Below are 21683 nucleotides of genomic sequence, written 5' to 3' on the forward strand. Positions count from 1 at the left end.
TTCTCCTTCGATCCGTCCGCGCCCGCGTCAGCGGGGCTTCTCCATGGTCATGAGTTTGAGGAGCGCTTCGGGGTTCGCTTCCTCGATCGGCAGTTCGCCGGTGATGCGGCCCTCGCTGAGGGCGTAGATGCGGTCGCAGATGCCGATGAGCTCGGGGAGCTCGGAGGAGATGACGATGACGCCCTTCCCCTCGGCGGCGAGGCGGTTGATGATCGTGTAGATCTCGTACTTCGCACCGACGTCGATGCCACGAGTGGGCTCATCGAGGATGAGGACGTCGGGGTCGGAGTAGATCCACTTCGAGAGGACGACCTTCTGCTGGTTGCCGCCCGAGAGCTTCCCGGTCTTCGCGAGCACGTTCGGAGCCTTGATGTTCATGCTCTTCCGGTACTCCTCGGCGACCTTGTACTCCTCATTGTCGTTGACGAGTCCGCCGCGTTCGAGCTTCTTCAGCGAGGCCATCGAGATGTTCCGCTTGATGTCCTCGATGAGGTTGAGGCCGTAGTACTTGCGGTCCTCCGTGGCGTACGCGAGGCCGTTGTCGATCGCCTCCGACACCGTGCGGGTGCGGATCTCGGTGCCGTTCTTGAAGACTTTGCCGCTGATGCGGCTACCGTACGACTGACCGAACAGGCTCATCGCGAACTCAGTGCGTCCGGCGCCCATGAGGCCGGCGATGCCGACGATCTCACCGGCGCGGACGTTGAGGTTGACGGCGTCCACCATCACGCGGGTCGGGTCCTGCGGGTGGTGGGCGGTCCAGTCCTCGACGCGCAGGATCTCCTCGCCGATGTTCGGCGTGTGGTCCGGGTAGCGGTGCTCGAGGTCGCGGCCGACCATGTCCTTGATGATGCGCTCTTCGGTGACGTCGTTCTTCACGATCGTCTCGATGGTCTTGCCGTCGCGGATGACGGTGACGGTGTCGGCGACCTTCTTGATCTCGTTGAGCTTGTGGCTGATGATGATCGACGTGATCCCCTGCTCCTTGAGGTGCAGGATCAGGTCGAGCAGGTGGTCGGAGTCCTCGTCGTTCAGTGCGGCCGTCGGCTCGTCGAGGATGAGGAGCTTCACGCGCTTCGAGAGGGCCTTCGCGATCTCGACGAGCTGCTGCTTGCCGACGCCGATCTCGAGGATCTTGGTCGTCGGGTTCTCCCGCAGACCGACCCGGGCGAGCAGTGCTGCCGCCTCCTGGTTGGTGCGGTTCCAGTCGATGAGGCCGAGCGGCCCCTTCAGCTCGTTGTTGAGGAAGATGTTCTCCGCGATGGAGAGGTAGGGGCTGAGGGCCAGCTCCTGGTGGATGATGACGATGCCCTTGGACTCCGAGTCACGGATGTCCTTGAACTCCATCGTCTCGCCCTCGAAGACGATGTCGCCCTCGTAGGTGCCGAACGGGTAGACGCCGGACAACACCTTCATGAGCGTCGACTTGCCGGCGCCGTTCTCACCGCAGATGGCGTGCACGGTACCGCGCTGCACATCGAGCGTGACGTTCGAGAGGGCCTTGACGCCGGGGAAGGTCTTGATGATGTTGCGCATCTCGAGGATGCTCGTGGTCTCGCCTGACACCGTGTCTCCTTACAGGTGATCGTCGTTGAACCGGGCCCTCCGACAGGCTCAGGGATCGGAAGTGATTCCGTTCCCTGAGCCTGTCGAAAGGGGTGTTGCAGGACTGACTAGCCCTTGATCTCGTCTTCGGTCCAGTAACCGGAGTCCACGAGGACCTCCTGGATGTTGTCCTTGACGACGATCTGCGACTCGAGGAGGAAGGACGGGACGACCTTCTTGCCGTTGTCGTAGTCCTCGGTGTTGTTGACCTCGGGCTTCTCACCGTTCAGCACGGCGACGGCCATCTTGACGGCTTCGCTCGCCAGCTGGCGGGTGTCCTTGAAGATGGTCGCGTACTGCTCGCCGGACTCGATGGCCTTGACCGAGTCGAGCTCGGCGTCCTGGCCGGAGATGACGGGCCAGCCGTCGCCCACCGAGTAGCCGGCGTCGGTCAGCGCCGAGATGATGCCTCGCGAGATGCCGTCGTAGGGCGACAGGACCGCGTTGACCTTGCTGCCGTCGGAGTAGGTCGACGTGAGGATGTTCTCCATGCGCTTCTGCGCGGTCTCACCGTCCCAACGGAGCGTTGCAGCCTGCTCGAAGGAGGTCTGGCCGCTGGCGACCTTGAGGGTGCCCGCGTCGATGAACGGCTTCAGGGTGTCCTGAGCGCCGTCCCAGAAGAACGTGGCGTTGTTGTCGTCGGGCGAGCCGGCGAACATCTCGATGTTGAACGGACCGGCGGGTGCGCCCTCGGTGGGCTTGCCCTCGAGGTCGACGAGGCCGAGGCCGTTGAGGACCGAGTTGGCCTGCTGCACGCCGACCTTGTAGTTGTCGAACGACGCGTAGTAGTCGACGTTCTCGCTGTCGCGGATCAGGCGGTCGTAGGCGATGACGGGGATGTCGCCGTCCTTGGCCTCCTGGAGCACGCTCGTGAGCGTGGTGCCGTCGATCGAGGCGATGATCAGGACGGAGGCGCCCTTGGTGATCATGTTCTCGATCTGCGAGACCTGGGTGGGGATGTCGTCCTCGGCGTACTGCAGGTCGACCTTGAAGCCCTCCTTCTCCAGCTGCTCCTTGACGGCGTTGCCGTCCTGGATCCAGCGCTCGGAGCTCTTGGTGGGCATCGCGACGCCGACGAGCTTGCCGTCGCCTTCGCCGCCGCCCGATCCGCCGCTTGCGCCGCCGGAGCAGCCGGCGAGCGACACGACCATCGTGCCTGCGGCCAGCGTGGCGAGGAGCATTCTCTTCTTCACTGTGTGGTTCCTTCCCTAGGGAGTTGCTTGGACGTCATTGTCATGCGCAGGTCTGTCGGCTTCGATGTGTCCAGCTCATCGAGGCCGCTCGTCGGTTACGTGGCGTTCGCGGGTGCGGGTGCGGACGCCTCGTCGTGGTGCCGGCGAGGGTGCAGGGAGAGGTGGCCGGCGGAGAGCCGGGCCGAGAGGGAGCTGTGGTCGGATCGATCGGTGCCGTGGATCGGGAGGCGGCTCATCGCCGACCTGCTCGCTCCATTGCGCTTCGTTCCCACGTCGACTTCCTCGTCACTCCGAATGTGACCGTTCACATTGTGTGTCACACGATAGCCCCAGACCTCCACCTGATGTCAAGTCGGGATGGGTCTCATTTTCATAACCGGCGACTGTCGGGGCATGGTCGCGCTCTCAGTGAGCCCGTGCGGGCACGTGCCGGGGGCGCAGGTACGCCCCGATCGGCGTGGCCGGAACCCGGGGATGTGCCCCGGCGATCCCAGTAGGGGCCTAGAGCTCGGCGTCGATCGCGCGGATGACGTCCCACGCGCCGTCCTCGGAGTTCGACAGCACGACGACGTCGATGGCGTCCGCGGCCGTCGGGCCGAAGTAGGTGCGCACGATGCCGCTCACGCCGGGGTTGACACCGTCGAGGTACATCGATCGCACCTGGCCGTCCTCGTCGACGTCGAACTCGAAGCCGAAGCCGTAGGAGATCTCCTCGTCGACCTCGATCTGCGGGGAGGTGAACTCCTCGGTCAGTTCGGCGGTGAGGATCTTCGCGTCGCGGGCCGCGCGCAAGAAGGTGATGAGGTCGGCCGCAGTGGACTGTGCACCGGCGTCCGGGCCGCCGAGCGGCGGGAAGGCGTCGGCGTTCGAGTGCCAGACGCCGTCGTCGTCGACGTCGCCGCCCTCGGCCAGGCCGGGCTCGCCCGTCCGGCGGTCGACGAAGCCCGAGTGGTCCATGCCGAGCAGCGCGAACACCTGCTGCTCGATGAGCTGGCGGTAGGGCAACCCCGTCACGCCCTCGAGCGCGAGCCCGAGCAGCACGTAGCCCGCGTTGACGTAGTTCGCCTCTTCGCCGGGGGCCGCGAGCGGCTCCTTGTCGGCGAAGAGCGGTAGGAGGTCGGCTGTCTCGCGGATCGACGAGGCCGGGCGCTCGGCCCAGAGGTCGTCGTAGCTCTCGCCGGCGGTCTCGTCGGCGTCGTCGGCGATGCCGGAGGTGTGGGTGAGCAGGTGGAGCAGCTGGACGTCGCGGCGGATGGTGGTGCCGTCGAGGTCGACGTACTCGTGGATCGACTCGTCGAGGTCGATGTGTCCGGCGTCGACCTGCTGGAGCACGGCGGCGGCGGTGAAGAGCTTCGTGATGGACGCCGTGTCGAAGCGGGTGTCGAGCGTGATGGGCTCGTCGCGCTCCCGCGAGGCGAGGCCTCGGGCGGCCTCGAAGAGCGTCTCGTCACCGCGCTTGACGAGCACGACGCCCGAGAAGTCGGTGGCTTCGATGACGCGGGCGACGCTTTCGGTATCCATCCCCCAACGGTACCGTCGCGGACCCCTCCGTGGCTCCACGCACCCTGGGGGACCCGATCCGTCGGGGGCCTGAGGCGTGTGCATAATGGGTGCAGCACGAAATGTGACCGTGCACATCGAGGTCCGAGGAATCCGTGAGCGACGACGCCGAACGGGGGCGAGCCCCCAATATCCGTGATGTCGCGCGCCTTGCCGGGGTCTCCCACCAGACGGTCTCACGAGTGCTCAACAACCACCCGAGCATCCGCGACTCCACCCGCGACCGGGTCCTCGCTGTCATGGACGAGGTCAACTACCGTCCGAACCGCGCGGCCAGGGCGCTCGTGACGAGTCGGTCACGGACCATCGGCGTGCTCGCGAGCCAGCGGTCGCAGTACGGCCCGGCGAGCATGATCCAGGCGATCGAGAACGCGAGCAAGGACGCCGGATACCTCGTCAGCACGGCGAACCTGCCCGACGTCTCCGACGCGTCGATCGTCGCCGCCGTCGAGCATCTGCTCGCGCAGTCGGTCGACGGCATCGTGGTCATCGCGCCGCAGGTCCGGGTGTTCCGGGCGATCGAGGAGCTGCAGGTGCGGGTGCCGTTCATCGCGGTGCAGTCCGGCGGCGACCTCGACGACCACTCGATCGGCGTCGACCAGGTCGCCGGTGGACGATTGGCGACGCGGCACCTCATCGAGCTCGGGCATCGGAACATCTACCACCTCGCCGGCCCGCAGGACTGGATCGAGGCGGAGGCGCGCATGCACGGGTTCCTCGCCGAGATGAGCGCGCAGGACGTGCCGACGACCGCGCCGATCCTCGGTGACTGGACCGCCGACTTCGGGTATCGCGCCGGGATCGAACTCATGCGGGTGCGCGACTTCACGGCGATCTTCTCGTCGAACGACCAGATGGCGCTCGGCCTCATCCACGCGATCCGCGACGAGGGGTACGACGTGCCCCGGGACGTGTCGATCGTGGGGTTCGACGACATCCCGGAAGCACCGCACTTCTGGCCGCCGCTCACGACGGTGCGGCAGGACTTCGACGAGCTGGGGCGTCGTTGTGTCGCGCGATTGCTCGGCAACCTCGAGGTCGACGCCGTCGGGTACCGCGGAACGATCGAGCCGGAGCTGATCGTGCGGAAGTCGACGGGTCGCCCGGCCTTCTGACCCCTCGTGGTCGTGTGTGGTGGTGGCGCCAGCGCGGTGCGCTGACGTGAGCGCGGGTCACACGCGTGAGCGCTACCCTCCGGAGACCCGCGCCGACGTCCATGCCCCGCACCCACGCCGATTCGGGCGATCTCGCGTCAGCGCACCGCGCCGACGCCGGGTGACCACGTCTCACGCCAGCGCACCGCGCTGGCCACCAGGCCGACAGCACCCAGGGCGACGATCACCAGGCGGCGGGGTCCGCGATGAGTCGATCGAAGGCGAGTTCCGCGGCACCGATGAGCAGGAGGTCCTGGCCGAGCGCCGCACGCACGATCGCGACGTCCTCGAACGGCGGGACGAGCGCCCGCTCACGGACCGCGTCGTGCAACTCCTCCGATGCCAGTTCGAGCACGATCCCGAGATGTCCACCGAGGACGACGAGTTCGGGGTCGAGGATGTTCACCGTCCCGGCGAGCGCCCGCCCGAGCGTCCTGGCCTGCCGGACGACCTCCTCCCGCATCGCCCCAACCGGATCGGCAGCGATGCCCTCGGCAAGCGCCGCTTCGAGGACCGCGTCGTCCCCGGCGGTGAGGCCGGCGACGTGCAGCAGCTCACTGCGCCGGACGGCGTCTTCGAGCGCGTTGCCGGCGGCCGTCGCCGAGGTGTGACCGAACTCCCCCGCGTACCCGCGCGCACCACCGACGGGTCGACCACCGGCGATGATGCCACCACCGATACCGCTCGCGCCACCGTTCAGGTAGACGAGGTCGTCGATGCCGCGGCCCGCCCCGAAGGTCCGCTCCGCCCGAGCGCCGAGACTCGCGTCGTTGGCAGCGAACACCGCACGACCGGTCGCGGCACGCAGCCGTTCGACCAAGGGCTCGTCCACCCACCCGAGGTGCGGTGCGAGCCGGACGACGCCGTCGGCGTCCCGGACGAGACCGGGGATCGCGAGCCCGATCCCGCCGCCACCGCGCGCTTCGTCGGGCAGTCGATCGGCGAGTTCCTCGACCAACTCCGCGATGATCGCCGTCGCCTCGGCCGCCGTCGGTGTCGTGTCGACCTCGCGACGCACGCGCTCGAGGACCTCGCCGCCGAGTCGCACGGCCGCCACCGTGATCGCGTCGAGTTCCGGGTTCGCCGCGAAGGCGACGGCTCGCGGGCCGGCTGAAACGAGTGGCGACGGCCTGCCGACACCCTGTCCGCCGACCGGGACCGACTCCTCGACGATGCCGATCGAGGCGAGTTCCGTGACGAGCGCGGCGACCGTGGACCGGTTGAGGCCGGTCGTCCTCGTGAGCGCCGACCGCGACTGCACCCCTCCCTGGTGCACGAGCTCGACGATCCGCCCGAGGTTGCGACGGCGCACCGAGTCGAGTCCGCTCCCCATGCCGGATCCGCCCGCCGGACCCGCCCCGACCGCTGTCGACTCGCTCACACGCACACCCTCTGCTCGATCCCTCCAGTGTTCCCTATCCGGGCACGCGCAGGTTCACCCGCCGTCAGCCGTGGATGGTTGACTGGACGGATGCCCGCCGCCTGGACACTCCGCCCCGCCACCATCGACGACTCGACCTGGATGGCCGAGTTGCGCGCCGTCGTCATGCGGCCCGACCTCGAGCGCCTCGGTCGCTACGACGAGACCCGCGTGCGCCAGCGCTTCCTCGACGGATATCGCCCGGAGCACACCTCGGTGATCGAGGTCGACGGCGTCACGGCCGGGCTGGTCGCCCTCCGTCCGGAAGCCGGCGAGCGGTGGGTGGAGCACTTCTATCTGGCGCCCGAGCACCAGGGCGCTGGCCTCGGCACCGCGGTGCTCTCGCGGCTCCTGTCCGATGACGGCGATCCGCGCCCGTTCCGTCTCAACGTCCTGCAGGGCAGCCCGGCCCGCCGCCTCTACGAGCGCCACGGCTTCACGCTCGAACGCGAGGACGAGGTCGACGTCTGGATGGTCCGCCGAGCCTGAACACCCAGCGGCACGGCAGCAGGAGATCGGCACGGCAGCAGGACGCCCGGCTGAGGAACGTCCTGCCACCGAGCGGATCTCCTCCTGCCACGACGCCGGCACCGGCTAGCGGGTGAGCCGCGCGACCCCGGAGCCGCTCACACCGGCTGGCGGACCGTGGTGACGATGTCGACGAGGTGCGGGTCGGCCGGCGCGGAGCCGAAGCCGAAGCGCACGGGCGGGTCGAGTCGGGCGAGGGTGCCGAGGTCCGCACCGGACCAGCTCGCGGTGGCGGCGGTGATGCGGCGAGCGCCGGTCACGCCGTAGTACTCGCGTCGACCGTTGCCGGCGGAGCCCGCCGTCCGGGCGCCGGGTTGGAGCACGCGGGCGAGGGGGTCGATGGTCTGCAACCAGACGGGGTTCACGGCCACCGGTTTGGGGACGACCCGGAGCGCACGACCGAGCGGCGAGCTCCCACCGATGCGGAGGGTCGTGTCGAGCGGACCGCCCACGAAGCGGAGCCCCGTCGGCAGGCGCGTCCAGCCGACGGTGCCGATCTCGACGTCGTCGAAGGTGTACGTGGTGGAGATGAAGTCGGCGATCTCCTGCGTCGGCGCGAGCAGCAGGCGTTTGCCGCGGGAGTCCTCGATCATCGCGTCGGCGAAGGAGCCGAACGGGGACGTCGACCAGAGCCCGAGGACGATGCGGACGCCGCCCGTGGTGCCGTAGCCGGCGATCCTCCCGGAGAAACGAAGGTCGGTTGCGGGCATGGGATCACCCTAGTCGCCCACTCTGCGGGAGTGTCCGTGAACGGCGGTCCGCGGCCCGCTCCCCGAGCCTGGTCCTGTCCCTGGGCCCGGTCCGGTCCGGTCCGGTCCCTGAGCCTGTCGAAAGGCGCCGCTCGACAAGCGCCGGTCCCGAGCGGGTCGACGGGCGCGGGAGCACCAGCCGGTTGACGGCGTCGGCGCGATCCGCTTCCGTGGGAACATGCCGACCTCGCTGCTCCTCCTCGCCGACACCCACCTGCCGAAGCGGGCGAAGGTCCTGCCGGACGCGGTCTGGGCCGCCGTCGACGCAGCGGACGTCGTCGTCCACGCGGGTGACTGGGTCGACGAGGCGACCCTCGACGCCCTCGATGCGCGCGCCGCCCGCCTCGTCGGCGTCTTCGGCAACAACGACGGCCCCGGCCTCCGCGCGCGTCTTCCCGAGGTCGCGCGCTTCGAGCTCGACGGGCTGCGGTTCGCCGTCGTCCACGAGACGGGGGCGGCGACCGGGCGCGAGCGACGTGCCGACGAGGCCTTCCCCGACACCGACGTCCTGGTCTTCGGGCACAGCCACATCCCGTGGGACTCGGTCTCCCCCGCCGGTCTGCGTCTGCTCAACCCCGGGTCGCCGACGGACCGCCGTCGTCAACCGGAGTGCACGATGATGACCGCTCGGGTGGAGGACGGCGCGCTCAGGGACGTCCGGGTCGTCCCGGTCGCCCGCTGAGGCGGATCAGCCGCAGTACTCGCTGTCGATCTTGGCTTCGTCGCGGACGACGATGCCGTCGACGAGGTCGTCGGTCACGGAGAAGTTGATCCAGTGTCCGGCGTCGTCGGTGACGGCGTAGAAGACGGCGTACTTGCCCTGCTGCTCGGTGAGCGCCGGGTAGGCGGCCCGGAGTTCCTCGAGGGTCGATCCGACGCCCACGCCCTCAGCGGTCGTCGGCGAGGAGGCGACCGCCGCAGACGCGGGCCCGCCCCACGCCTGCAGGACGATCTGGTTCACGACCCCGGTGCTCTGCGGATCGGGGAGCCAGACCGAGGGCAGCCCGTCGGCGGCGTAGGCGGTCACCCACGGGCAGGCCTCCTGCGTCGCCACGGTGAAGGCGGTCATGAACGACGCCGTGCCTTCGATCGGCGCGCCGACCTCGATGGGGCCGAGCCCGGTGAACGACACGATCCAGGACGCGGGATCGGCGAGGTCGGGACCGGTGGGCGTCGGCGACGGTGTCGGCGTGGCCGTCGTGGTCGCGGTCTCGGTCTCGGTCGTTACGGGCGTCGATGCCCCAGCGCCGCCCGAGCATCCGGCCAACGCCAGTGCTCCTGCGATCGCCAGGGCGGTGACGACCGGACGTCGGTGTGCTCGTGTGAACGACATCATTCCCCCAAATGTGTCCTCGGATCAGGCCATCCTCGCACACCGACCGGTCCCACCCTTGCCCGCGAACTGTCACTTCGGCACAGTTCCAGCCGCCCGGACCAGCGCCGAGTGACAGTTCGCGGGCAGGGGAGGAACTCAGGCGACGGTCGCGGGCTGCAGCACCGGTGCGGGGCGGGGGACGGTACTGGTCAGTTCCACGACGCGGTGCTCACGACCGGCGACGATGATCGCCTCCATGATCTCCAACACGTGGAACGCGAGGTCGCCCGAGGCCCGATGCGGTCGGTCCTGCTCGATCGCCTCGGCCAGGTCGGACAGGCCCACGCCGCGGCCGGCGTCGACGAAGCCGGCGCTGTCGGGGACGGCACGCCAGGTGCGGTCGTCGGCCGTCGCGATCTCCACCGGGTCCGAGAACCGGTTCGGGTCGGGCACGGCGACCGTCCCGCCCGTCCCGTAGACCTCGAAGAGCGGCACGCGGCTCGCCCACACCTCGAACGAGACCGTCACGGTCGAGACCACCCCGTTCGCGTGCTCGAGGATCGCAGTGACGTGCGTGTCGACCTCCTCGTGCACCGGGATCGGCGTCCCGGCCAGCGCCCCCGTCGCCACCGACCGCTCGCGATCCGACCGTGCGACCGCCCCCGACACCCGCACGACGGGACCGAAGAACGACACGAGGCTCGTCAGGTAGTACGGCCCCATGTCGAGGAGCGGCCCGCCACCCGGCTGGTAGTAGAACGCGGGAGCCGGGTGCCACAGCTCGTGTCCCGGGGCGCTCCAGGCGACCGCCGCGGCGATCGGCCGACCGATGGCGCCGCTGTCGAGCACGGCGAGCGCCGTCTGGACGCCCGACCCGAGGACGGTGTCCGGCGCGCTGCCGACGCGGAGGCCCTTCGCCGCCGCGAGCTCGAGCACCGGTCGCGCCTCGGCAGTCGACAGCGCGAGCGGCTTCTCCCCGTAGACGTGCTTGCCGGCCTCGAGGGCTCGGAGCGCGACCTCGGCGTGCGCGGCCGGGATGGTGAGGTTCAGGACGACGTCGACCTCGGGGTCGGCGAGCAGCTCGTCGACGCTCGACGACCGCACGCCCTGTTCGGCGGCGACCTCAGCGGCGCGGGCGAGGTCGAGGTCCGCGACGACGATGAGCTCGAGGTTCGGCAGCTTCGGGAACTCGGCGAAGTACTGCTTCGAGATGTTGCCGACGCCGATGACGCCGACCCGGAGGACGGATCCCCCGGCGGTCTCGGACACTCCGTTCAGCGTGCTGCCCACAGCAGCCCCCTTTCGATCATGGCGCGGCCGGCGTTCTGGCACCGGTCTTCGACGATCCCGTTCAGCGTGCTGCCCACAGCAGGCCCCTTTCGATGATGGTGCGGACGTTCGGGTCCTCGACGATCTCGATGCGGTGGCCGGGAGCGGACACGAAGATCCGACCCTTCCCCCACTGCCGCGTCCAGATGGCGGGCGCCGTGACGGGACGGTTCCATGCGTCCCAGGGCCGTACCTCCTGCGTCGTCGTCGCGAGGACGTCGTTGTACTCGTCGCTCAGCACCCAGTACTGCTCGGTGACGAGGTCGAAGTCCTCGATGCCCTCGGTGATGGGGTGCGTCCGGCCGTACTCGGTGATGTGGACGGTGTAGGGGATGTAGTTGTCGGACTGCTCCCCCGTCCGCTCGGCCGGGTCCTTGCCGGCGTGGTGCGCGAACTGGCCGCCGATCATGTGGAGGTAGTCGGCGTTGTTGCGGTAGGAGTCCGCGATCCCGCCGTGCCAACCGGCCATGCCCGTCCCGTTCAGGACGGCGCGTTGCAGGCCGGCGAACTCCTCCGGCTCGATCGTGTTCATCGTGTTGATCTGCACGATGAGGTCGACCGTGTCGAGGTAGTCGGTGTCCGTGTAGACGGTGGTCCCGTCCTCGACGCGGACGGTGAACCCGTTCGCCTCCAGGAAGGGGATGAAGGCCGCGGTCGTCTCGACGGGCATGTGTCCGTCCCAGCCGCCTCGCACCACGAGCGCCTGCTTGTCAGTCATGTGTTCCTCTCAAGGGATGGTCGGGTGTCCGGTCGGGTCGCGACCGGCACTACTTGCTGAAGCCGGCGGTCATGCCGCTGATCAGCTGGCGTCTACCGAACAGGTACAGGATGAAGATCGGCAGGGTCGACAGCACCACGGCGGCGAGCACCGCCGGCACGTTCACGCTGAACGAGCCCTGGAACGTCCACAGCGACAACGGCAGCACCCGGTTGCTCGGCGACTGCGTGAGCACGAGTGGGAACAGGAAGCCGTTCCACACGTTGAGCGCGTTGTAGAGCGCGACGGTGACGATCGCCGGCCGGGCGAGCGGGAGGACGAGGGAGACGAGGGTCCGCCAGCTCGACGCCCCGTCCACGGTCATCGACTCGAACAGCTCCTTGGGGATGTCGCGGATGAAGTTCGACAGGATGAGCACGGTGACGGGCACCGCGAAGCCGATCGACGGCAGGATCAGCGCCAGGAGGGTGTCGTAGAGCCCCGCCTTGCTGAGCATGTAGAACAGCGGGATGATCGTCGCCTGCAGCGGGATCGCGAGGCCGAGCAGGAAGAACGAGAACGCTCCCCGCGTGAACCGGGAGTTGGTGCGCACGATCGCGTACGACGCCATCAGGCAGACGAACACGGTGACGGCGACGCTCGCGACGGTGATGATGACGCTGTTGCCGAGGTACAGGAAGAAGTCGCTCTGCAGCACGAGGGCGTAACCGTCGAGGGTCGGGTCGGTGGGCGGGATGAGCTGGTTGCTCGAGAAGAACCCGGCCTGCGGGCGCACGCTCGTAATGACGATGTAGTAGATCGGCAGCACGATGATGAGCAGCCAGATCCAGGCGCCGATCCCGCCGAGGATGTTCGGTTTGCGGCGGGCACCCCCGGGGCGCTTGCCTCGCGTCTCGTGCTCGCCGGGGCGTCCTCGCTTGGACCCGGCGGTCGAGACGCTGACCGTGTCGAGGCTGCCCGTCGGGAGCGCGCCGGGCTTTGTGAGTGGGTTCGTCGCTGACATCAGAGGCCCTCCTGCTGACTGTCCATCTTGGCGAAGCCGCTCAGCTTGGTGAGCAGCAGGGCGATGGCGAGACCGATGACGGCCAGGATGATCGCCATGACGCTCGCCTGCCCGAACTGACTCGCGGAGAAGCCCGTCACGTACATGAGGATCGGGAGGATGCGGGTGCCGGCGCTCGGAACGCCGCCGGTGAGCACGAAGATCACGTCGAAGTAGGTGAGCGAACCGATGATCATGAGCGTGGACGACGTCACGAGCGTGTACCGCAGCTGCGGGAGCGTGATGTGGAAGAACTGCTTGACCGTCCCGGCCCCGTCGATCTCGGCCGCCTCGTAGAGGGACGCCGGGATCTGTCGCACGCCACCCTGGAACAGGAGCGTGTGGAAGGGCACGAACTGCCACGCGATGATGAAGATCACGACGAAGAGCACGAGCTGCTGGTTGCCGAGCCAGTCCTGCTTGAGGAACGGGATGCCGAGCGACGCCGACAGGCCGAAGTTCGGGTCCAGGATCGCCTTGAACGCGATGGCGGTTGCCGCCGACGACAGCAGCAGCGGCAGGAAGAAGATCGCGCCGAGGACGGCCCGGTTGCGCTGCTTGCCGGCGGTCCAGGTCCCGAGCAGCAGGCTGATCGGGGTCTGGACGATCCAGGAGATCACGATGACCTTGAGGGTCAGGACGAGGGCGTCGATCGCGACCGGGTCGACGAGGACGGATGCCCAGTTGTCGAGGCCGACCCACGCGGGGTCGGTGATCGCGTCCCAGCGGGTGAAGCTCAGGTACAGGGCGACGATGAGCGGGATGATCGCGAAGACGAGGAAGAAGCCCAGCGCCGGCGCGACCATCCAGCCGCTGGGGCCGGTGCGGCGGCGCATCGCTGCCGCACCGGCCCCTCGGGCCCCGTTCAATGGACGGGTGACGGTCATCGGGAGATCACTGTCCGATCGTCTTGTTCATGTTGTCGGAGAACTCCTGCGGGGTGATCTGCAGGTTGAACAGCTGGTCGAGGTTCGTCAGCAGCGCGGTCGCCTGTGCGGGCGGGAGCGCCTGGTCCCACGACATCTGGAAGTTCTTCGCGTTCTTCGTCAGGTCGTAGACGGTCGTGCCGAAGTCGCCGCCGGCGTCCGCGATCTGGTCGTCGATACCCGTGATCGGCGGCACCTGACCGGCCTCGACCATGCGGTCGATGTAGCCCTTGTCGAACACACCCTCGGTGAGGTACTTGAGGGCGCTGGCCTTCTGCTCCTTCGTCGCCGAGGCGGAGATGGAGAAGTACCCGGACGGGTTGCCGACGATGTTCGACGGGTCGCCCTTGCCACCGGTGACGGCGGGGAAGGTCGTGTAGCCGAGCCCCTTCTCGGCGAACTCGGCCGCCTGCTGCTTGAAGGTCGTCATGACCCAGGCGCCCTGGAGCATCATCGCGGCCTTGCCCGTGTAGAGCAGGGCGACGTCGGCGTTGCTGTCGGCCGTGACCGAGGCGTAGCCGTCAACGAACGCGCCGGCCTTCACGAGCTCCTGGATCTTCTCGTTCGCCTCGATGATGCCGGGGTCGCTCCACGCGTCGGCTTCACCGGCCATGATCTTGTTGAAGGCCTCGGGGCCGGCGACGCGGTCGACGAGGTACTCCTCCCACATGAGCGACGGCCACTTGGACGCACCGGCGAGCGAGAACGGGGCCACGCCTGCGGCCTTGAGCTTGGGGATGGCGTCGACGATCTCATCGAAGTTCGTCGGGACCTCGACGCCGGCGGCCTTCAGGACGTCCTTGTTGTAGTAGAACATGATCGGCGTGGTGGCGTTCATCGGCACCGCGTAGACCTTGTCGTCGATGACGCCCTGGTTCCAGACGGACTCGAGGAACTTGCCCTTGGCGTCCGCGGTCTCCGAGGTGATGTCGGCGACCTTGCCGGCGTCCACATAGGAGTTCAGGGTGCCGCCCGCCCAGCTGTAGATGATGGTCGGAGCGCTGCCTGCGCCGACTGCGGTGCGGATCTTGGTCTTGTAGGCGTCGTTCTGGAAGTAGGTCGCGGCGATCTGGCCATCGGCGTTGGCGCCGTTCCACTCCTTGAGCGACGGGCCGAGGACGGTGTCCTCGTCGGTGCCGGTGAGGCCCCAGAGGGTGGCACTGCCACTCGGGGCGCCGCCGCCGCTGGAGCAGGCGGTCGCGCCGAGCATGAGGGCCGAGACGCCGAGGGCGACTGCGGCCAGTCGGGTCCGACGGCGGGATGAAGTACGAAGCGTCATTGCGTTCTCTCCTTGGTGGGTGCTGCTGCTGATGGTGCGATGGGGACGGATCAGTCGGTGGGTGTCCAGGCGCTGCCGTTCGCGGCGCTCGACTCGACGGCGCGCAGGACCCGCTGGACCTGCAGCCCGTCGGCGAAGGACGGCTCGGGATCGGTGCCGCCGGTGATGGCCTGGACGAGGTCGCGCACCTGGTGCGAGAACGGGTGCTCGTAGCCGATACCGTGGCCGGTCGGCCACCAGGCGGCCATGTACGGGTGCTCCGGCTCGGTGACGACGATGCGCGTGAAGCCCTGCTTGCCGGCGGGAGCGGTGGCGTCGTAGACCTCGAGCTCGTTCATCCGCTCGAGGTCGAAGGCGATGGCTCCGCGGGAGCCGCTCAGCTCGATGCGGAGCGCGTTCTTCCGTCCGGTCGCATAGCGGGTGGCTTCGAAGGCGCCGATGGCGCCGTCCGCGAGCCCGCCCGTGAGTTTCGCGGTGAACCAGGCGGCGTCGTCGACGGTGACCGCGGCGCGTTCCTCCGAGGCGGTCCCGCTCAGGCCGACGGTCTCGCCGAGGAGTGGTCGCTCGGTGACGAAGGTGGCGAGCGTCCCGCTGACGGCGTCGAGTCGGGCACCGGTCAGGTGCTGCACGAGGTCGATGGCGTGCGCGCCGATGTCGCCGAGCGAGCCGGAGCCGGCCTGGTCCTTGTCGAGGCGCCAGGTCATCGGCCCCCCGGCGTCACTCAGCCAGTCCTGGAGGTAGAGCGCGCGGATCTGGCGGACGTCGCCGAGCGCGCCCTCCGCGATGAGCTGGCGGGCGTAGCCGATGGCGGGCACACGACGGTAGCTGAAGCCGACCATGGAGCGGACGCCGCGGGCCCTCGCCGCCTCGGCCGCGGCGACCATCAGCTCCGCCTCCTCGACACTGTTGGCGAGCGGCTTCTCGCAGAGGACGTGCTTGCCGGCTTCGAGGGCGGCGATCGCGATCTCGACGTGCGAGGACCCGGGCGTGCAGACGTCGACGATGTCGATGGACGGGTCGGCGATGACGCTCCGCCAGTCCGTCGAGGCCGACTCCCAGCCGAACTTCACGCGGGCCGCCTCGAGTGCCTCGGCGTTGCGGCCGACGATCGTCGCCATGACCGGTTCCGCGTCGAGGTCGAAGAAGCGCGGTGCGGTGCGCCAGGCCTGCGAGTGTGCGGCTCCCATGAAGCCGTATCCGATCATCGCGACCCGGAGTTCCGGCCGTCCGCTTCCCGCCATGTGCAATGCTCCCGAGATGCTCGCGCAGCTGCGGCCCCGGGGTTCCGGATCGCTTCGCTGCGGTGCCCTGAAGCTAGCCCCGCCGCCTGTCTCCCCGCAACTTCCCTCTCCCGCATTGGAAACTTTTCGCACGCGCCCGCACCCCCCACCCCTGCCCGCGAACTGTCACTCCGACACAGTCCCGCTCGCCGGGACTAGCGGCGAGTGACAGTTCGCGGGCTACGGGGTGGGCGGGGCTGCGGTCGAACCCCGGACGACGAGGGAGGTGGCGAGGTCGAGGCGGATGTTGTCGACCGTCTCGGACCGGAGCTTCAGCACCAGGCGGGTCGCCTCCTCGGCCATCTCGATGAGCGGCTGCCGGATGGTCGTGAGGGCCGGACCGACCCACTTGGCCGGCGGGACGTCGTCGTACCCGACGACCGACAGCTGCTCCGGGATCGAGATCCCGAGCGAGCGCGCCGCCTCGTAGACGCCGAACGCCTGCATGTCGTTGCCGGCGAAGATCGCAGTCGGTCGGTCCTCGAGCTGCAGCAGTTCGAGCGCCAGGACGCGTCCGGCCTCCGGGATGAACTCCCCGCGGCGCAGGATCGTCTCGTCGAGCGGGATCCCGGCCTCCTCGAGCGCGGACCGGTAGCCCGAGACCCGCGCCCGCGAACACATGAGGTCCTGCGGACCCGAGATCAGCCCGATCCTGCGGTGTCCGAGCTCGATGAGGTGGCGCGTCGCGGCCATCCCGCCGGACCAGTTCGTGGAGCCGATGGCGGCGACCTCCGGGCCAGGGTCCCCCGCCGGGTCGACCACGACGACCGGGATGTTGCGCGTGTGGAGCTGGCGCCGGTACGCCGGGTCGATGTCCGAGAACACGAGGATGACCCCGACCGGCTTCCGCGAGATGATGCTCTCGACCCAACCCTCGCCGGTCGAACGCCGGGCGCCCGTCTCGGTGAGGGTGACGCTCATGCCGTGCTGACGCGCGACCTTCTCGACACCGCGGATGATCTCGAGCGACCAGGAGCTGTCGATGTACTCGAAGACGAGCTCGATGAGCGAACCTTGCGCGAGCTCGGCACCGCGGCGACTGTAGCCGTGGCGGTCCAGAAGTCGCTCGACGATCTCCCGGGTGTCCGGCGACACCCCCGGTCGCCCGTTGAGCACCTTCGAGGCGGTCGACACCGACACGGAGGCCTCCCTGGCGATGCGCGACAGGGTCGCGCGCCCGCCACCGGCACCGGGTCCAGCGGTCTGCGCCGCGGGGTCGTCGCTCATCCGAGTCCTCCGATCCCGCTCCGTCGGGCCGGACGGCCGTCTCTGCAGCGAGAAGTTCTGCCCATGCTAACGAAATATTTCGCGACACTCGACCGGTGACGCGCGGCCGACGATCTGCTAGTCTCGACTATAAGTTGTGGTTAACAACAAATCATCCGCTCACCAACGACGTTGAAGGACTGCACGCATGAGCCTCACCCCCACCAAAGCCGATCGGTTCTCCTTCGGCCTCTGGACGATCGGCTACAACGGGACCGACCCGTTCGGTGGCCCCACCCGCCCCGACCTCGACGTGGTCGAGGCCGTCACCCGCCTGAACGAGCTCGGCGCCTACGGCCTCACCTTCCACGACGACGACCTCTTCGCTTTCGGTTCGACCGACGCCGAACGCCAGAAGCAGATCGACCGTCTCAAGCAGGCGCTCGCCGACACCGGCGTCATCGTGCCGATGGTGACCACCAACCTGTTCAGCGCGCCCGTCTTCAAGGACGGCGGTTTCACCTCGAACGACCGCGCCGTCCGCCGCTTCGCCCTCCGCAAGGTGCTCCGCAACCTCGACCTCGCCGCCGAACTCGGCGCCAAGACCTTCGTCATGTGGGGCGGCCGCGAGGGCGCCGAGTACGACTCCGCGAAGGACGTGCAGGCGGCCCTCGAGCGTTACCGCGAGGCCGTCAACCTCCTCGGTGATTACGTGACCGACAAGGGTTACGACATCCGCTTCGCGATCGAGCCGAAGCCCAACGAGCCCCGCGGCGACATCCTGCTCCCGACCCTCGGCCACGCGATGGCGTTCATCGAGACCCTCGAGCGCCCGGAGCTCGTCGGCATCAACCCCGAGGTCGGCCACGAGCAGATGGCGGGCCTCAACTTCACCGCCGGCATCGCCCAGGCGCTCTACCAGGGCAAGCTCTACCACATCGACCTCAACGGCCAGCGGGGCATCAAGTACGACCAGGACCTCGTCTTCGGTCACGGCGACCTGCAGAACGCGTTCTCGCTCGTCGACCTCCTCGAGCACGGTGGCGTGAACGGCGGCCCCGCGTACGACGGCCCCCGTCACTTCGACTACAAGCCGAGCCGCACCGAGGACATCACCGGTGTGTGGGACTCCGCAGCCGCCAACATGCGCATGTACCTGCTGCTCAAGGAGCGCGCCGAGGCGTTCCGCGCCGACCCCGAGGTGCAGGAGGCGCTGGCCGCCGCCCGCGTGCCCGAGCTGCGCGAGCCGACGCTCAACCCCGGCGAGACCGTCGACCAGCTGCTCGCCGACCGCTCGTCGTACGAGGACTTCGACGCCGACGCCTACTTCGGCGGCAAGGGCTTCGGGTTCGTCCGCCTGCAGCAGCTGGCCGTCGACCACCTCATGGGCGCGCGCTAACCGACACCCGCGAACCTGGCGTTCCGTCTCCTGATCCGAGAGGATCGGGGGCGGAACGCCGTTCCGCGTTCCACCCCACAGCAGACCCGGCGGTCACCCGACCGCCCACCACCGAGAACAGGGAGAGCGATGACGCTCGTCGCCGGCATCGATTCGTCCACCCAGAGCTGCAAGGTCGTCATCCGCGACGCCGAGAGCGGGGCGCTCGTCCGCGAAGGACGCGCGGCGCACCCGGCCGGCACCGAGGTCGACCCGGCCGCGTGGTGGCAGGCGCTGCAGGAGGCGGCCGCCGCCGCCGGCGGGTTGGCGGATGTCGCCGCGGTGTCGGTCGCGGCCCAGCAGCACGGCATGGTCGCGCTCGACGTCGACGGACGCGTCATCCGTCCGGCGCTCCTCTGGAACGACACCCGGAGCGCGCAGGCCGCGACGGACCTCATCACGGAGTTCGGCGCTGCGGAACTCGCCCAGCGGACCGGGTGCGTCCCCGTCGCCTCCTTCACGATCACGAAGCTGCGCTGGCTGCGCGACGCCGAACCCGGGAACGCCGCCGAGGTCGCCGCCGTCGCACTCCCCCACGACTGGCTGACGTGGCGTCTGCGCGGCTTCGGTCCGGCCGACGAGAGCCCGCTCGGCGCGGACCTCGCCGAGCTGACGACCGACCGCTCCGACGCCTCCGGCACCGGGTACTGGTCCCCCACCGACGGCGAGTACGACCGCGAGCTGCTCGTCGCAGCGCTCGGCCACGATGCGATCCTGCCGCGCGTGCTCGCGCCGGAGCAGTCGGCCGGGACCGGTGTCGACGGTGGCCTCATCGGGCCGGACACGGTCATCGGGGCGGGTGCCGGAGACAACGCGGGAGCCGCCCTCGGGCTCGGGGCGACGGCCGGCGATGTCGTCGTGTCGATCGGCACGAGCGGGACGGTGTTCGCCGTGACGCCGGCCGTGGTCCGTGACAGCTCGGGCACCGTCGCCGGGTTCGCCTCGGCCGACGGCGCGTTCCTGCCGCTCATCGCGACACTCAACGCCGCCCGGATCCTCGACGCGGTGGCCGCGCTGCTCGGCGTCGACCACACGGAACTCGGTCGACTCGCGCTCGAGGCCCCGGCCGGGGCACGGGGACTCGTGCTCCAGCCCTACTTCGAGGGTGAGCGCACCCCGAACCGTCCGGACGCGACGGCGACCCTCTTCGGCATGACCCTGGAGTCGACGACGCGCGAGGGCCTCGCTCGAGCGGCGATCGAGGGGCTGCTCTGCGGACTCGCCGACGGCCTCGACGCGGTGCTCGCGCAGGGCGTCACGGCGGAGCGCGTGCTCCTCATCGGTGGTGCGGCGCAGAACCCGGCGGTGCAGGCGATCGCTCGCGAGGTCTTCGGCGTGCCGGTCGTCGTGCCGGCACCCGGGGAGTATGTGGCGGACGGCGCAGCCGTCCAGGCGGCCTGGGCGCTGAGTGGCACACGCCCGGCGTGGGCTGCAGTGGGGGCCGGCGTCCGCACCGACCAGGCGGACGCGGTCGCTGCGGACGCGTCCGGCATCGCACGGGAGCAGTACGCCGCCCGAGCCTGAGGCGGTCTCGGGCGCCGGTCACTGAGCCTGCCGAAGTGCCACACACCGGAGCCTCCCGACCTACAACGCTCCCCGGGGGCCCTTCGACAAGCTCAGGGAACGGGCATCCCTTCCCCCGTCACCGAGCACCACCCGGTCACTGAGCGAACATCCTCCGGTCACTGAGCCTGTCGAAGTGCCACACGCAGAAGCCTCCCGGGACGCAACGTCACCCCGGGGGCCCTTCGACAAGCTCAGGGAACGGGTATCCCCTCCCCGGTCGGTGGGCCGAACCCTCCCGGTCACTGAGCGAACCCCTCCCGGTCACTGAGCCTGTCGAAGTGCCACCGCGGAATCTTCCGCGCGGCGGAGACGTTGGCCCCGGTATGCGATCGATCGTCTACTCCACCAACGGTGACCCGTCCGTCCTCCACCTCGTCGAGCGCGAGGTCCCCGAGCCCGGCCCCGGCGAGGTCCGCATCAAGCTCGCGTTCTCGGGCGTCAACCCGACCGACTGGAAAACCAGGCGCGGCGGCGGCCCCTCGGGTGGCATGCCCTTCCCCGAGGTCGTTCCGAACCTCGACGGCGCCGGCGTGATCGACGCGGTCGGCCCGGCCGCCGGCGACGCGGCGACCACGACCACCTTCGCCGTCGGCGACCGCGTCTGGGTGTACCTCGCGGCGCACGAGAGCCCGCTGGGCACGGCCCAGGAGTTCACGGTGCAGCCCGTCTCCCGTGTGGTCCCCCTGCCCGACGCCGCGTCATTCGAACTCGGTGCCAGCCTCGGTGTCCCCGCGATGACCGCGCACCGCGCCCTCACCGTCGCGCAGGACGGCCCGGCCCGGCTCTCCCCCGGTGCCCTCGACGGCCGGACGGTCCTCGTCCAGGGTGGTGCCGGCGCCGTCGGCAACGCCGCGATCCAGCTCGCCCGCTGGGCCGGCGCGACGGTCATCACCACCATCAGCAGCGACGAGAAGGCCCGCCTCGCGACCGCCGCGGGAGCACACCACGTCGTGAACTACCGCGAGGGCGACACCGCCGCGGCGATCCGCGAGGTGGCACCCGACGGCGTCGACCTCGTCGTGGAGGTCGCGATCGCGCAGAACCTCCCCCTCGACCAGGCGGTCCTCGCCCCGCGCGGCACGGTCGTCAGCTACGCCAACAACGGCGGTGACCAGGTCACGCTCGACATCCGTCCGCACATGGGGCTCAACACGCGGCTCCAGTTCATGCTGCTCTACACGGTCGGCGACGCCGCGCTCCACGCCGCCGCTGAGGACATCACCGCCGCGATCGAGGACGGCGCGCTCGCCGTCGGCGAAGACCACGGTCTGGCGCTGACGGTGTTCCCGCTCGCTGAGACGGCTGCGGCCCACGCCGCCGTCGAGGACGACACGGTCGGGAAGGTCCTCATCGACGTCACGGCATGACCGCCGGC

Annotated in this window: 20 protein-coding genes; 6 read left to right on the top strand and 14 right to left on the bottom strand. The window is 69.4% G+C overall.

Annotated elements, in window-relative coordinates; genetic code table 11:
* Positions 1–27 precede the first annotated feature (27 nt).
* The 4 genes from mmsA to IFU30_RS14900 form a co-directional block, all read right to left on the bottom strand.
* Positions 28–1536, bottom strand: coding sequence for a multiple monosaccharide ABC transporter ATP-binding protein (gene mmsA, locus IFU30_RS14885; RefSeq protein ID WP_064295024.1), 1509 nt, complete (start codon positions 1534–1536; stop codon positions 28–30).
* 137 nt (positions 1537–1673) lie between these two features.
* Positions 1674–2786 (bottom strand): multiple monosaccharide ABC transporter substrate-binding protein, encoded by a 1113-nt coding sequence (gene chvE / locus IFU30_RS14890; RefSeq protein ID WP_079706775.1) that lies wholly within the window; start codon positions 2784–2786, stop codon positions 1674–1676.
* A 107-nt stretch (positions 2787–2893) separates the two neighbouring features.
* A complete protein-coding gene (locus IFU30_RS14895) occupies positions 2894–3034 on the bottom strand; it encodes a hypothetical protein (protein WP_158596666.1) in 141 nt (46 codons plus the stop codon).
* A gap of 265 nt (positions 3035–3299) precedes the next feature.
* The gene (locus IFU30_RS14900) at positions 3300–4319 is read right to left on the bottom strand and encodes a serine hydrolase domain-containing protein (protein WP_192005776.1); all 1020 of its coding nucleotides are present in this window, start codon (positions 4317–4319) and stop codon (positions 3300–3302) included.
* A gap of 134 nt (positions 4320–4453) precedes the next feature.
* On the opposite strand from IFU30_RS14900, the gene IFU30_RS14905 reads away from it, so the two are divergent.
* Positions 4454–5473 (top strand): LacI family DNA-binding transcriptional regulator, encoded by a 1020-nt coding sequence (locus IFU30_RS14905; protein WP_064294998.1) that lies wholly within the window; start codon positions 4454–4456, stop codon positions 5471–5473.
* Between the two features lie 223 nt (positions 5474–5696).
* Here the strand turns inward: IFU30_RS14905 and IFU30_RS14910 are convergent, their stop codons facing one another.
* The gene (locus IFU30_RS14910) at positions 5697–6893 is read right to left on the bottom strand and encodes an ROK family protein (RefSeq protein WP_244175610.1); all 1197 of its coding nucleotides are present in this window, start codon (positions 6891–6893) and stop codon (positions 5697–5699) included.
* A gap of 90 nt (positions 6894–6983) precedes the next feature.
* On the opposite strand from IFU30_RS14910, the gene IFU30_RS14915 reads away from it, so the two are divergent.
* Positions 6984–7421, top strand: a complete 438-nt coding sequence (locus tag IFU30_RS14915; RefSeq protein WP_192005778.1) for a GNAT family N-acetyltransferase — start codon at positions 6984–6986, stop codon at positions 7419–7421.
* Positions 7422–7558: 137 nt separating this feature from the next.
* Here the strand turns inward: IFU30_RS14915 and IFU30_RS14920 are convergent, their stop codons facing one another.
* Positions 7559–8170: a hypothetical protein gene (locus IFU30_RS14920; RefSeq protein WP_192005780.1), complete on the bottom strand. Its 612-nt coding sequence runs from the start codon at positions 8168–8170 to the stop codon at positions 7559–7561.
* A 217-nt stretch (positions 8171–8387) separates the two neighbouring features.
* On the opposite strand from IFU30_RS14920, the gene IFU30_RS14925 reads away from it, so the two are divergent.
* Positions 8388–8891 (top strand): metallophosphoesterase family protein, encoded by a 504-nt coding sequence (locus tag IFU30_RS14925; protein WP_192005782.1) that lies wholly within the window; start codon positions 8388–8390, stop codon positions 8889–8891.
* 6 nt (positions 8892–8897) lie between these two features.
* Here IFU30_RS14925 and IFU30_RS14930 read toward each other — a convergent pair whose 3' ends face one another.
* From IFU30_RS14930 to IFU30_RS14965, 8 genes are all read right to left on the bottom strand, one after another.
* Entirely contained in the window at positions 8898–9542 is a 645-nt protein-coding gene (locus IFU30_RS14930; RefSeq protein ID WP_192005784.1) for a hypothetical protein, read from the bottom strand.
* A gap of 138 nt (positions 9543–9680) precedes the next feature.
* A complete protein-coding gene (locus IFU30_RS14935; RefSeq protein ID WP_342450875.1) occupies positions 9681–10814 on the bottom strand; it encodes a Gfo/Idh/MocA family protein in 1134 nt (377 codons plus the stop codon).
* Positions 10815–10875: 61 nt separating this feature from the next.
* On the bottom strand, positions 10876–11571 hold the full coding sequence (locus IFU30_RS14940) for a ThuA domain-containing protein (protein WP_064295003.1): 696 nt from the start codon (positions 11569–11571) through the stop codon (positions 10876–10878).
* A 49-nt stretch (positions 11572–11620) separates the two neighbouring features.
* Positions 11621–12574, bottom strand: coding sequence for a carbohydrate ABC transporter permease (locus IFU30_RS14945; protein WP_192005786.1), 954 nt, complete (start codon positions 12572–12574; stop codon positions 11621–11623).
* Positions 12574–13500 (bottom strand): carbohydrate ABC transporter permease, encoded by a 927-nt coding sequence (locus tag IFU30_RS14950; RefSeq protein ID WP_071258845.1) that lies wholly within the window; start codon positions 13498–13500, stop codon positions 12574–12576. The genes IFU30_RS14945 and IFU30_RS14950 overlap by 1 nt, the downstream gene beginning before the upstream one ends.
* Positions 13501–13507: 7 nt before the next feature.
* Complete coding sequence (locus IFU30_RS14955; RefSeq protein WP_192005790.1) at positions 13508–14818, bottom strand: extracellular solute-binding protein; 1311 nt, start codon at positions 14816–14818, stop codon at positions 13508–13510.
* A gap of 50 nt (positions 14819–14868) precedes the next feature.
* Positions 14869–16059, bottom strand: a complete 1191-nt coding sequence (locus IFU30_RS14960) for a Gfo/Idh/MocA family protein (protein ID WP_249404835.1) — start codon at positions 16057–16059, stop codon at positions 14869–14871.
* A gap of 219 nt (positions 16060–16278) precedes the next feature.
* Positions 16279–17325, bottom strand: coding sequence for a LacI family DNA-binding transcriptional regulator (locus IFU30_RS14965; RefSeq protein WP_192005792.1), 1047 nt, complete (start codon positions 17323–17325; stop codon positions 16279–16281).
* 187 nt (positions 17326–17512) lie between these two features.
* Here IFU30_RS14965 and xylA point away from each other — a divergent pair, with 187 nt between their 5' ends.
* From xylA to IFU30_RS14980, 3 genes are all read left to right on the top strand, one after another.
* Positions 17513–18703, top strand: coding sequence for a xylose isomerase (gene xylA, locus IFU30_RS14970; protein ID WP_192005794.1), 1191 nt, complete (start codon positions 17513–17515; stop codon positions 18701–18703).
* 129 nt (positions 18704–18832) lie between these two features.
* Positions 18833–20266, top strand: coding sequence for a xylulokinase (gene xylB, locus IFU30_RS14975; RefSeq protein ID WP_192005796.1), 1434 nt, complete (start codon positions 18833–18835; stop codon positions 20264–20266).
* A gap of 365 nt (positions 20267–20631) precedes the next feature.
* Complete coding sequence (locus IFU30_RS14980) at positions 20632–21675, top strand: NADPH:quinone reductase (protein ID WP_192005798.1); 1044 nt, start codon at positions 20632–20634, stop codon at positions 21673–21675.
* The last annotated feature ends 8 nt before the right edge of the window (positions 21676–21683 follow it).

The organism is Plantibacter sp. CFBP 8798 (assembly GCF_014841195.1).
GTDB classification, from domain to species: Bacteria; Actinomycetota; Actinomycetes; order Actinomycetales; family Microbacteriaceae; genus Plantibacter; species Plantibacter auratus.